General features: G+C 64.5%; 14 protein-coding genes. 2 read left to right on the forward strand and 12 right to left on the reverse strand.

Translation table 11 applies throughout. The features are described from left to right. The 8 genes from ACREE8_RS12365 to ACREE8_RS12400 all read right to left on the reverse strand — a co-directional run. The coding region (locus tag ACREE8_RS12365; protein WP_431573307.1) for an ABC transporter substrate-binding protein at window positions 1-1,153 on the reverse strand (1,153 nt) is incomplete at its 3' end. A 518-nt stretch (window positions 1,154-1,671) separates the two neighbouring features. Beyond that, window positions 1,672-2,025, reverse strand: coding sequence for a VOC family protein (locus ACREE8_RS12370; protein WP_431573308.1), 354 nt, complete (start codon window positions 2,023-2,025; stop codon window positions 1,672-1,674). Between the two features lie 12 nt (window positions 2,026-2,037). After that, on the reverse strand, window positions 2,038-2,460 hold the full coding sequence (locus ACREE8_RS12375; protein WP_431573309.1) for a hypothetical protein: 423 nt from the start codon (window positions 2,458-2,460) through the stop codon (window positions 2,038-2,040). 9 nt (window positions 2,461-2,469) lie between these two features. Further along, window positions 2,470-3,204 carry a YoaK family protein gene (locus ACREE8_RS12380; RefSeq protein WP_431573310.1) on the reverse strand — a complete coding sequence of 245 codons (735 nt, stop codon included), beginning with the start codon at window positions 3,202-3,204 and terminating at the stop codon, window positions 2,470-2,472. A gap of 39 nt (window positions 3,205-3,243) precedes the next feature. After that, complete coding sequence (locus ACREE8_RS12385; protein WP_431573311.1) at window positions 3,244-5,103, reverse strand: amidohydrolase; 1,860 nt, start codon at window positions 5,101-5,103, stop codon at window positions 3,244-3,246. 89 nt (window positions 5,104-5,192) lie between these two features. Continuing rightward, window positions 5,193-5,423 carry a DUF1427 family protein gene (locus tag ACREE8_RS12390; RefSeq protein ID WP_431573312.1) on the reverse strand — a complete coding sequence of 77 codons (231 nt, stop codon included), beginning with the start codon at window positions 5,421-5,423 and terminating at the stop codon, window positions 5,193-5,195. A 65-nt stretch (window positions 5,424-5,488) separates the two neighbouring features. After that, on the reverse strand, window positions 5,489-6,154 hold the full coding sequence (locus ACREE8_RS12395; RefSeq protein ID WP_431573313.1) for a hydrolase: 666 nt from the start codon (window positions 6,152-6,154) through the stop codon (window positions 5,489-5,491). A 91-nt stretch (window positions 6,155-6,245) separates the two neighbouring features. Then, window positions 6,246-6,944 (reverse strand): pirin family protein, encoded by a 699-nt coding sequence (locus tag ACREE8_RS12400; RefSeq protein WP_431573314.1) that lies wholly within the window; start codon window positions 6,942-6,944, stop codon window positions 6,246-6,248. Window positions 6,945-7,075: 131 nt separating this feature from the next. On the opposite strand from ACREE8_RS12400, the gene ACREE8_RS12405 reads away from it, so the two are divergent. Beyond that, complete coding sequence (locus ACREE8_RS12405) at window positions 7,076-8,008, forward strand: LysR family transcriptional regulator (RefSeq protein ID WP_431573315.1); 933 nt, start codon at window positions 7,076-7,078, stop codon at window positions 8,006-8,008. Window positions 8,009-8,023: 15 nt separating this feature from the next. On the opposite strand, the gene ACREE8_RS12410 is transcribed toward ACREE8_RS12405, so the two are convergent. The 4 genes from ACREE8_RS12410 to ACREE8_RS12425 form a co-directional block, all read right to left on the reverse strand. Next, a complete protein-coding gene (locus tag ACREE8_RS12410; RefSeq protein WP_431573316.1) occupies window positions 8,024-8,356 on the reverse strand; it encodes a YkgJ family cysteine cluster protein in 333 nt (110 codons plus the stop codon). Further along, complete coding sequence (locus ACREE8_RS12415) at window positions 8,353-8,694, reverse strand: hypothetical protein (protein WP_431573319.1); 342 nt, start codon at window positions 8,692-8,694, stop codon at window positions 8,353-8,355. The genes ACREE8_RS12410 and ACREE8_RS12415 overlap by 4 nt, the downstream gene beginning before the upstream one ends. A gap of 28 nt (window positions 8,695-8,722) precedes the next feature. Beyond that, complete coding sequence (locus tag ACREE8_RS12420; RefSeq protein ID WP_431573317.1) at window positions 8,723-9,082, reverse strand: DUF6481 family protein; 360 nt, start codon at window positions 9,080-9,082, stop codon at window positions 8,723-8,725. A 129-nt stretch (window positions 9,083-9,211) separates the two neighbouring features. After that, the gene (locus tag ACREE8_RS12425; RefSeq protein ID WP_151175742.1) at window positions 9,212-9,421 is read right to left on the reverse strand and encodes a cold-shock protein; all 210 of its coding nucleotides are present in this window, start codon (window positions 9,419-9,421) and stop codon (window positions 9,212-9,214) included. 794 nt (window positions 9,422-10,215) lie between these two features. On the opposite strand from ACREE8_RS12425, the gene ACREE8_RS12430 reads away from it, so the two are divergent. Continuing rightward, window positions 10,216-11,388: an ABC transporter substrate-binding protein gene (locus ACREE8_RS12430; RefSeq protein ID WP_431573318.1), complete on the forward strand. Its 1,173-nt coding sequence runs from the start codon at window positions 10,216-10,218 to the stop codon at window positions 11,386-11,388. Window positions 11,389-11,500 lie beyond the last annotated feature (112 nt).

Raw genomic sequence — 11,500 nt, forward strand, 5'->3', positions numbered from 1 at the left:
CGAAGTCGCAGTTCCCGCTGGCCCCCTCGTAGTTGATCTTCTTGCCGGCGGCGATGTCGGCCTTGGCCTTGGCCCAGTCGCCGGGCCCGACTACCTCGCCGGGGCCGCAGCAGATCTGGCGCAGCGCGTCACGGATCTTGGTGCGGTCGGTCGTGCCGGCCTTCTCGATGGCGAGCGCCGTCATCATCACGGCATCATAGGCCTGGGCGATATAGAGCTTGCCCTCGGTCGTCTGGTAGGCGGCCGCGTAGAGCTTTTCGAACGTCTGCGCTGCCGGTCTGGTGTGGTCGATCGTCGGAGCGACGAAGGAGATGGCCTTGAGGCGGTCGGCGCCAACCTCCTTGATCAAAGCAGGGTCCATCAGAGCATCGGTCCCGATGATCTGCTTGAAATAGCCCTTGTCCAGAGCTTCCTTGATGACCGTGATGCCACCGCTGCTCGCAAAGTCGATCAGTACCAAAGCCTCTGGATCGTGCTTCGTGAGCAGCCGCAGCTCGTGATCATAGCTGACCTTGTTAGCCTCGTGTGCCAGTGCGACCGTAATGGTGCCTTTGTAATTCTCGAAATTGTTGCGGAACGTGTCGTTGATTCCGCTTCCGTAGGCGCCAGTGATGTATGTCACCGCCACTTTCCTGAGGCCTTCATGATAGAGGAGCGTGGCCATCACCCAGCCCTCGTTGGCATCGCTTGGCGCCACGCGGAAGACGAAATCCTTGTCTTCCATGCTGGTCAGCATCGGCGCGGTCGCGCTGGGGGAGATCAGCAGAACACCATTCGGAATGGTGACCTTCTCCGCGGCGGCGAGCGTGGTAAGGCTGGTGAGCGGCCCGACGATGGCGGCGACCTTGTCGTCCTGGACGAGCTTGGTTGCGGCCGCGACCGAATCGTCGGCCGTGCTCTTCGAGTCGCCAAGAATCGCCTGAAGCTGCCGGCCGTTGAGAATGCCGCCCTCGGCGTTGATTTCATCGACCGCCAGTTTCACGGCATCGGCAATGGGCGGCGCCAAAAAAGCGGCCCGCCCCGTGCTGCTGAGAATAACGCCGATCTTGACGTCCTCGGCGGCCGCGGATTGCGCTGCAAGCAGGCCAAGCGCCAACACAACGAAGCATAATAGCGCTGCCGCAGAGCGCTGGCCGGTGCAGCGTGCAGACATGATTGCCCCTGACCTTGCGATAGTTGCATCGTTAAACGCCACAATTTACCTGTAGAATAACGAGTAAAGGAGCCAATAGCAAGGCAGCGACCGGACAGGCATTCCCATTTGTTCGTGACTGAATCCTTCTGCGGATGCATCGCAGTTTATGCAGCGCGTTGCCCTCGCGAAGTGAGGCGCGGTGTAACCACCGCCCTATCTCGAGCTCTCAATTCCCTTTAGAGCATCGCAGAGTTCGACAAGCACCACCTAGCGCCCGTCGCCGCGGTGTCCCACCCAACTCATCTCGCGGACGTCGACGTCGTAGGTTCGCTCGATCTCCTGCTTCGCCACAACCTCGTCTACTCGGCCCCTCGCGGCGAACCGATGACTGACGCGCTTTGAGCAGGAAATAACATAGTCCGCGTTACCGGCATGGCCGAATAGGAAGACCAGCCGTTTGCCAGTCCTGCGAGAATCATCCACGACGCTCCACAGCGGCGCTGTCGGCCTGATTCGATGCCGAAAGTGGATGGCGGCTAGCGCTCGGACCAGACGGCAAGCTCGTAGCCGTCGGGGTCCTGGAAGTGAAAGCGCCGGCCTCCCGGGAAGTCGAAGGCGGGTTTGACGATCCGTGCGCCGGCTTCCTCGAGGCGCCGCTGTGTCTCGGCAAGATCGTCGGCATAGAGAATGACCAAAGGCCCTCCCGGCTTGACGCTGCCGCCTGTGGTGAAACCGCCGGTCATCCGGCCGTCGCCGAACTCGCAATAGCTCGGGCCGTAATCCTTGAAGCTCCAGCCGAAGGCCTTGCCATAGAATCGCTGCGCGCGCGCGATATCGGCGACATTGAACTCGATATAGTCGATGCGGCGGTCGCGGCCTGATTGAGCCATGATGATGCCTCCCTAAGTCGGCCCGGTGGGTTTCCGTTGGGTCTCGAGCAGCGCCCTGAGCTTTTCCAGATCGCGCTGCACCCAATCGGCATCGGCCGCGAACTTCTCCGCGGTCATGCCCGGCAGCCGGAACAAGGTCAGCGCGACCTCGCTGCCGCTGCCATTGGCGGTGACGCGCAAGGGAATAAGGATCTCGACGCCCGGCGCCAGGGTCACGACATGGTCGAGCACGCCGAACTCGTTCGGCGGCGAGAAGCGGATCCGGATCGGCCCTTCCGGACCCTGCGCGGTCCAATCCTCGCCCGAGCGCTCGAGACCCGATCCGAGGCCGGAAGCCCAGCGGGCGAAGTTCTGCGGGACCGAGGCGTATTCATAGACCTCGCGCCAGTCGCGCTCGATCGAGATGCTGACGGTGCGGGCCTCATGGGTGGGCATGGTCTCTCCTCATCGCGTCGCGGCCGCTCGCGCCGGCGCCTGTTCCCAGAGCACGGCGGCCGTCGTCAGGACCGGGATGACGAGGCAGCCGAAGCCGGCGAAGCGGTAGCCCAGCGCGCCGGCCAGCGCCCCCAGCGTAAAGGTCGCCACGGGCAGTGTCATCTTACGCAGCCGGGCGAGGGCCTCGGCCCGTTCGGCATGGGGATGGGCGATATCGACCAGGTCGATGACGATCTGGGTCACATTGCCGGTCATGACCGTGGTGGGCGCGAGGCTTGCGAAGACCGTTCGCGACGCGGCGTTCTGGATCGCCATGGCGATGACGCCCATCATGCCCGTGACGATCGCCAGCGGCTGGTCGCCCCCGGCGAACGGCGCAGCCTCGACCCCGATCGCCAGGAACAGCAGCAGGAACAGGACCTGGCCCGCCAGCACGAAGCGGGTCGTGTGCCGGCTGATGCGGCGATGGTGAATCACGAAGAGATGGGTGAGGGCGACGGCGAGAATGAAGACCGGGAAGGCCAGCAGCTTGCCGATGATGCCCGCATGATGCCCCGCGAGCGCCGCGCCGATCAGCACGAAGTTGCCCGTCACATGCGCCGTGAAGAGGGCGAAGAGCGCGATGAAGCCGCAGGTGTCGACGAAACCGGCGGTAAAGGCGAGCAGCCCCGCTGTCGTTCGAGGGCTCGCGACCGCCGGCAGCGCAGGTGGCACCGCGCGGCTCGCGGATGCGGTCGGTTCCATCGTTCGCTCTCCTCCTGACGTCGATTGGGCCCGCCTCGTTCAGACCGCCCAGCAGCCGCAGCCGAGCGCGCCCCAGAAGCTGCGGCTGTCGCTCGCCGGCACGGACCGGGCCCAGGCGCTCGCATGGTCATGGCCATGCACCGCGCATCCCTGGGCGCAGCCGCAAGCGGCGGCCGCGGCGCGGCGTTCGAGCTGTCCCGCCTTGCGATCCTGATAGCCGCCGAAGAGCTTGACCGGCGACCAGTCGGGGGCCGGTGGCGGCAGGGGCGGCGCCAGCTTGCCGAAATCGCCTTCGCCATGCACCACCTCGCCGCCAAGCAGGGTGAGGACCGAGGCCAGATGCGCGATCCGGTCCTCGGGCACCGAGAAATAATCCTCCGTGAGCACCGCCAGATCGGCGAGCTCGCCGACGACGATGCGGCCCTTCTTGCCCTGCTCGGTCGAGAACCAGCTGTTGGCCTCGGTCCAGAGCCGCAAGGCCTGCTCACGGTCCATGCGGTTCGATGAGGGATAGAGCGAGGTGCCGCCGACGGTCTTGCCGGTCACGAGCCAGGCGAGGGAGACCCAGGGGTTGTAGCTCGAGACCCGGGTCGCATCGGTGCCGGCGCCGACCGGCAGGCCGGCCGCCAGCATCCTCGCGATCGGCGGCGTCGCCTCGGCCGCCTTGGTGCCATAGCGCTCGATGAAATATTCACCCTGGAAGGCCATGCGGTCCTGGATGGCGATGCCGCCGCCCAAGGCCGCCACGCGGTCGATATTGCGCGGCGTGATGGTCTCGGCATGGTCGAAGAACCAGTGGAGTCCGTCGAAGGGAATGTCCTTGTTGACCTTCTCGAACACGTCGAGCGCGCGATCGATGGTCTCGTTGTAGGTGGCATGCAGGCGCCAGGGCCAGCGATTCTGCGCCAGGATCCGCACCACGTTTTCGAGCTCGCCCTCCATCTTCGCCGGCATGTCGGGGCGGGGCTGGCGGAAATCCTCGAAGTCGGCCGCCGAAAAGACCAGCATCTCGCCGCCGCCATTGACGCGATAAGTATCGTCGCCCGCGCCGGGCTTGGTCATGCCGACCCAGCGGCTGAAGTCGTCGGCCTCGCCGCCCGCCTTCTGGGTGAAGAGGTTGTAGGCGATGCGCAGGGTGAGCTGGCCGTCGCCATGGAGCTTCTCGATGATCTGGTAATCGTCGGGATAGTTCTGATAACCGCCGCCGGCATCGATGGCACCGGTGACGCCGAGCCGGTTGAGCTCGCGCATGAAATGGCGCGTCGAATTGAGCTGGATCTCCGGCGGCAGCTTCGGGCCCTTGGCCAGCGTGCTGTAGAGGATGGTGGCGTTGGGCTTGGCCAGCAGCAGGCCGGTCGGCTCGCCCGAGGCGTCGCGGATGATCTCGCCGCCCGGAGGGTTGGGCGTGTCCTTGCCGTAGCCGGCGGCGCGCAAGGCCGCGCGGTTCAGGAGCGCGCGGTCGTAGAGATGCAGGATGAAGACCGGCGTCTCGGGGGCGACCGCGTTGATCTCGTCCAATGTCGGCAGGCGCTTCTCGGCGAACTGATGCTCGGTGAAGCCGCCCACCACCCGCACCCATTGCGGCGGCGGGGTGATCTCGGCCTGGCGTTTCAGCATCGCCATCGCATCGGCCAAGGTCGGGACGCCGTCCCAGCGCAGCTCCATGTTGTAGTTGAGCCCGCCGCGAATGACGTGGATATGGCTGTCGATCAATCCCGGAATGGCGCGCCGGCCGCCGAGATCGATGAGTTTGGTCTTGGGGCCCTCGGTCGGCAGGATGTCGCGCGCGTCGCCGACGGCGCTGAAGCGGCCCTCGGTGATGGCGACGGCTTCGGGATTGGGGTTGCTGCGGTCGAGAGTGGTGAAGCGGCCGTTGGTCAGGATCAGATCGGGGTTCATGGCGGCTCCTTCTGCGCGGAATGATCGGCTGGCGAGGCCCAACGCGAGGGTGGCGGCGGAGGCAAGCAGTTGACGGCGGGGCTGGCCCTTCATGGGGCCTTGTCCGAACTGGCAGGCGGGCTCGTCGTGCTGGAATCGGACGCGGCCGGCACCGGTTTCCAGATCAACTGGGTCACCAGCGGCACCAGCTGCTCGCCGGCCAGCATGCCGAACAGGCCGACCAGGGCGATCACCGGCGGCGCCGGCGACTTGAATTTGAGCAGCGCATAGATCACGCCGACCATGAGCCCGATCCCGAGCGATATGGCATAGGATTTCATCGGATGTTGCCCCGTCTGCCTCATGACAAATGAGAAACGCCCGCCGTCAGGCGGGCGCAACCCCTTCAATGCGTGCCGGCTTCGCTGGCATGCTCGCCCAGCATCGTCTTGGCATAGATGATGCCGAGACCATAGGCGCCACCCAGGGCCGCGGCCGTTGCCGTGGTCTGGCCGTAGGTTTCGGAGCGGGCCCAGTCGCGCTGCAGCTCGAGCAGATATTGCAGCGAAGTCATCGGCCGGGCGCCCGCCTGGATCATGCGCGCCATGGCCTGGGCATGGGCCTCGTCAGTCACGTCGCCGCAGGCATCGGCGATGACATAGACCTCGAAGCCCTGATCGATGGCGGAGAGCGCGGGGCCGACGATGCAGACACCGGTCCAGAGACCCGCCAGCACGATCTTGCTCTTGCCGAGCTGGTTCACGCGATCGATGACGTTCTTGTCTTCCCAGCTGTTCATCGTGGTGCGGTCGATCGGATTGATATCGGGAAGCGCGTTCTTGATCTCGGCGAACATGGGGCCGGAGAAGCTCTTTTCGGCGACGGTGGTCAGGATGGTCGGGACCTTGAACTCGGCCGCGGCGTGCGCCACCAGGGCGGCGTTGGTCCGCAGCAGGGTCGCGTCGATCGAGCGTGTGGCGAAGGCCATCTGCGACTGGTGGTCGATCAGGATCAGGGTGTGGTCGGGTCCGTTCAGCAGCGTCTTTCCGGGTATGGCTTTCGCAATCGGCATGGTCGTCCTCCGTTGGAGTCTTGGTTTCTTGAGTTGAGGTTTGTGCCGCCGCCCGGCGATGGAAATCGCCGGGCGGAAGCGGTTATTGAAATCAGGCGGCGTCGACGAAGACCAGCTCGGCATCCTCGACGGCGGTCACGCGGACGACCGATTCGTCCTGGATCGCCGCGCCGTCACGGGCTTCGAGCCGGACGCCATTGACCTCGACGGCGCCTTTGGCGGGCACCAGATAGCCATGCCGGTTCTTGCCCAGCGTATATTCCGCCGTCTCGCCGGCCTTGAGCGTGGCGCCGAGCACGCGCGCGTCGGTGCGGATCGGAAGCGCGTCGGTGTCGTTCTCGAATCCGCTGGCGAGCGTCACGAAATGCCCGGAGCGATCGCCCTTGGGAAAGGGCTTGGCGCCCCAGGACGGCGCGCCGCCGCGCCGGTTCGGCACGATCCAGATCTGGAAGATCCGCGTCTGGTTCGGTTCCAGATTGTATTCCGAGTGGCGGATGCCGGACCCGGCGCTCATCACCTGGACGTCGCCCGCTTCCGTGCGGCCCTTGTTGCCCTGATTGTCCTGATGCGTGATGGCACCCTCGCGGACATAGGTGACGATTTCCATGTCGGCATGCGGGTGGGCGGGAAAGCCCGTGTTGGGCGCGATGGTGTCGTCGTTCCACACCCGCAAGGCGCCCCAGCCCATGCGCGCCGGGTCGTGATAGTCGGCGAAGGAGAAGTGATGCTTGGCGTCGAGCCAGCCATGGTTCGCACCGCCCAGCGATTTGAAGGTCCTGCGTTCGATCATGATGTCTGTCCGTCCGTTTCTTCGGGCGACCGGTTCCCGAGAGGGGTGGGTCGCGTTTCCATGGCTTGAAGAATGGCGACCGTCGGGTTATACGAAAATAGAAAATATAGAAACGGATTGTTTCCCTTTTTATGTCAAAGCTTCCGGACTTCGAAGCCTGGGCGATCTTCGCGCGCGTGGCCTATCTGGGCTCATTCTCGCGCGCGGCCGAGGAGCTGGGCTTGTCCAAAGCCACCGTCTCGAAGGCGGTGAGCCGGCTTGAGAGCCGTCTGGCGACGCCCCTCTTTCATCGCACCTCACGCCGCCTGTCGCTGACCGAGAGCGGGCGCGCCGCGCTCGAACGCGCGGAGCTGATCCTCTCGGAGGGCGAGGCGGTCGAATCCGAGCTCCGGGCGCAATCGGCGACGCCGCGCGGCCGGGTCCGCATGGCAGCCCCCATGTCCTTCGGCATCGCCCATCTGGCGCCGGCCCTGCCGGATTTCTTCGCCGCCTATCCGGAGGTCACGATCGAGCTCAATCTGAGCGATCAGCAGACCGACCTTGTGAGCGAGAATTTCGATCTGGCCCTGCGCATCGCGACCCTGGTCGATTCCTCGCTGATCGCGCGGCGGCTCTGCGAGGTCCGCATCCTGCTGGTCGGGGCGCCGGCCTATTTCCGCGAGCATGGGCGGCCGAAGCATCCCAAGGATCTCGCCGGCCATCGCGGGCTCTTCTACACCTATGGCCGGTCGCAGGACGCCTGGCGCTTCTTCCATAAGCAGCAGGGCGAATATGCCGTGCGCATCGAAAGCCCGTTGCGGGTGAACAATGCGGACGTGTTGATGCCCTCGCTGCTGGCGGGGCTGGGGTTGGCGCTGCAGCCGGAATTCCTGGTCTGGCGCGAATTGGCGGCAGGGAGCCTGGAGGTGGCGATGCCGGAATGGACGGTGCCGTCCATCGCCCTCCATCTGGTGACGCCGCCGAGCTTCATCCGCCCGGCGCGGGTCGAGGTGCTGCTGGATTTCCTGGCGAAGCGCTTCGCGGCCGGCACGGCGCCCTGGGTGACGACGCGCAAGAAGAAATAGGCGCGTCCGCCGCAGTCAGATTGGCAAACCATAATGCTGCCGGGCGACGAGGCATTCCGGGTCGCCGGGCTGGCAGGTCCGGCAGACATCGGGGCGAACCGCATAGATCGAGCAGGCGGTTGACTTCCCGACCTCGCCCTTCAGCGCCGAGCAGCGACTGCCCTCGCAGCGCATCCGCCCGCGGCTGTCATCGACCAAGGCGGGCGGGATGAGTGCGAGCGCCTCCTCGCTCTCGAGCGAGAAGCGCGGCCATTCGGCCGAGTAGGCGCAGCAGGCGCCGCAGCTCTGGCACAGCAACATCGCGGCGTCGGGCGAGAGGTCGGCCCCGAACAGCGCTTCGCCGCTCATCGTTTGGTCTTGCGAGCGCGTTTGGATTTGGGGCGCGACAGCCGGCGCTCATTGGCGCGCACGCGGGTCCGATAGTGGCGGACGACGGCCTCGGGCGAACCGCCCGTCGCGAGGATCGTGGCCGCCTCGGCCAGCGCCTCGCCTTTCTCGGTGACCATGCGCTCGGCTTCCCGCTCGGCGGCGGGCCCGCCCGCGGCCATCTTCATCAGGCGCAGACCGATCACGCGCTGCGCTTCGAAGGCCAGCTGCGTCGTTCTCATCGTCAGATCGAACCAGGCCTTGAACATCCTGTCCTCCGCTGAGCCGGAAGGAAGGTTCCTTGCGGGGTCATCGACCATCTGGCGCAAGGGGCGCCGGCGCGCTTGCCTAGCGCTGGCGCGCTTTCCGCGCCGCGTAACGGGCGTCGCGGGCGATCTTCTGCTGGGCCAGGAGCTCGACCCGTGCGGCTTCTTCCGCGATCGCGCGCTCGGCCCGCTCTTTCTTCTCGGCCGCTTCCCGGATGGCCTTCTCTTCGGCCAGCCGCTTCGCCTCGATCTCTTTCGCCGCCTTGCGCTCGGCATTGCGGGTTTCGCGGGCGGCGACCAGCGCCTGGCGCGCGGCGCGCTGCGCGACGACGTCGGGGTCGTCGGGCCGGGGCTGCGCCTTATGCTTTTCCAGCAAGGCGCGCTTCGCATCGGCGGCGCTGCTCAGGCGCTCATTGAATCCTAAGTCTTTGTAACCGCTCATCGTCCTCGACTATGCCTCGATCTCGATTGCCGTCTCGTGGCGCTTGCGGGACAATCCCGCAAAAAGCAGAAAAGCCGCCCCTTTTGGGGGCGGCTTCCAGGGCCTTGCGGCCCCGCTCGTCTGATTGGCTTAGACAGCCTGGATCGTGCCGACGGCGATCTTGCCGGTGCGACGGTCTTCCTGGGTGTCGAAGGAGACCTTCTGGCCTTCATTCAGCGTGCGCATGCCCGCGCGCTCGAGAGCCGTGGCATGGACGAACACGTCCTTGCCGCCATCATCCGGCTGAATGAAACCAAAACCTTTTTGCGTGTTGTAGAACTTCACAGTACCGGTCTTCATAGGATTGTCCTTTTATGACTGACGTTGGTGCATTTGGGCCGAAAACGCGCAGCAAGCGCGACATTCAACCCGGATCGTCGATGTTTGGAGAAGATCTGAACCTGCGCCCAGCGGTCAGCCAAGGCGAAACGGCCCGATAGTCCGGCCAAATGTCGATCGGAGGAACATAGGGGTCGATTTGCCGCTTTGCAAGGAGAGGCTGGCGACCCTCTCTCTTTCGTACGGAATCCCTGGCTCCCGCTCCCTCGGATGTTGGCCCGCCCGTCAATCTGCCCGGATCTGTCGCTGCCGGTGATCGCTCGTCGGCAAGCAAGGTCGCTCTGCGTGGGTTTTCGACAATCAATAGCTGCATAGTTGCGGTGCTGCTGCATCCTTCTCCGGCCCCTCGCGGGTGGAAAACATGATGACTGCGTCGGTCGGCCTTGCGAAGCATCGCTAGGCACGCGCCTGTCGTTTGCTCTAACATCTTCGAACGCATGCCGATGGCAGTGGGACGGGATGCCACGCCTTCCGTCCGCACCTCGATCGCCCGCCTGACTGCGATCTTGATTTCGCAATTGCGAGATGACCCGCTGTGCAACTGCAGCATGAGTCATTGTGCAACCGCAGCATGAACTGTATCACCTTGAATAGCCTTGACGGGTCATTGGCTCGGTGCAAAAGTTCAATCCCCCGATAGCTGTTCAATAGAATGAACGGGAGCGCCCGACGGGCTGGCCGAAAGCCAACCGCCCCGCTGAAAGAAGCTGCGAAAAAGCGGCCACTATCGAGAAAAACTAGGGAGGTAAGACGAGATGAAGCTATTCCGAAAACTGAGCTATTTGCTGGCTTTGACGCCTTTGTTCCTGTCCGGCGCAGCGATGGCGGAGGGGCTGGACGAACTGCCGCAGGACATTCAGCAGAGCCTTTACGCCAAGGACCTGCTGGATCCGCAGCAGCCCATCGGACCGAGTGCCTATCGCGACTGGAAGGCGAAGCGTTCGCCGCCCTGGACCATCGGTTATGCCAGCTCCTATGCCGGCAACACCTGGCGCGCCATGGCGATGGACCGTCTCCAGAACGAGATCATCCCCAAATGGAAGGCGCTGGGGCTGCTCAAGGACGTGATCATCACCCAATCGAACTTGAAGGACGCGGTGCAGATCCAGCAGATCCGCCAGCTCGTCGATCAGGGCGTGGATGCGATCATCGTCTGCTGCTCCAACCCGACCGCGCTCAATCAGTCGGTCAAATATGCCTATGACAAGGGCGTGCCGGTCTTCTCCTTCACCGGTTACCTGACGTCGCCCTACGCCGTGAATTCCTCGAACAACTACCAGCTGGGCGGTTACCAGGTGGGCAAGGCCCTGACCGACCAGCTCGGCGGCACGGGCAATGTCCTGGTGGTCGAAGGCATTCCCGGCACCTCCGGATCGGATTCGCAGGACCGCGGCATGAAAGCGGGTCTAGGGGCTGCACCGGGCGTCAAGATCGTGGGCGATGTGGCCGGCATGTGGACCGACCAGATCGGCCAGGCCGAAGTGCAGAAGTGGCTTGCCACGCATCCGGGCCAGTTGGACGGCATCGTCGTCCAGTCGGCGGCCGAGCTTGGCGTGCTGCGCGCTCTGCAGCAGTCGGGCCGCAAGATGGTGCCGATCACCATCGGCGGCGAATCCGGCGCGCTCTGCTATTGGCGCAAGAATCCCGACTATCTCAAGGAGTCCTACCAGCTTTGGCCCCCCGGAGACGATATCGAGCTGACCTGGAACATCATGATGCGGACGCTTCAGGGCCAGGGCCCGAAGATCCAGTCGGTCCTGGTGAATTCGGTGAAGTTCACTTATGACGACGTGAAGGCTCGTCTCGACGAGAATTGCGACGAGAATTCCGACAAGTGGCAGAATGTCGGGATCGATAAATGGGGCGGGACGACCTATCTGGATCAGTTCTTCCTGCACCCGGCCGATCCCGAGAAGTACAAGCCGTAAGACATCGCTCGAGGCGTCACTGACGCTATCCGCATCAAGAACTGCGGCGAGATCGATTATCAGATGTCTTCAGCTTTTCACGACGCGTCGGGTCATCAACCGAGCGGTGGCG

The sequence above is a fragment of the Hypericibacter sp. genome (assembly GCF_050729195.1).
Classification (GTDB): domain Bacteria; phylum Pseudomonadota; class Alphaproteobacteria; order Dongiales; family Dongiaceae; genus Hypericibacter.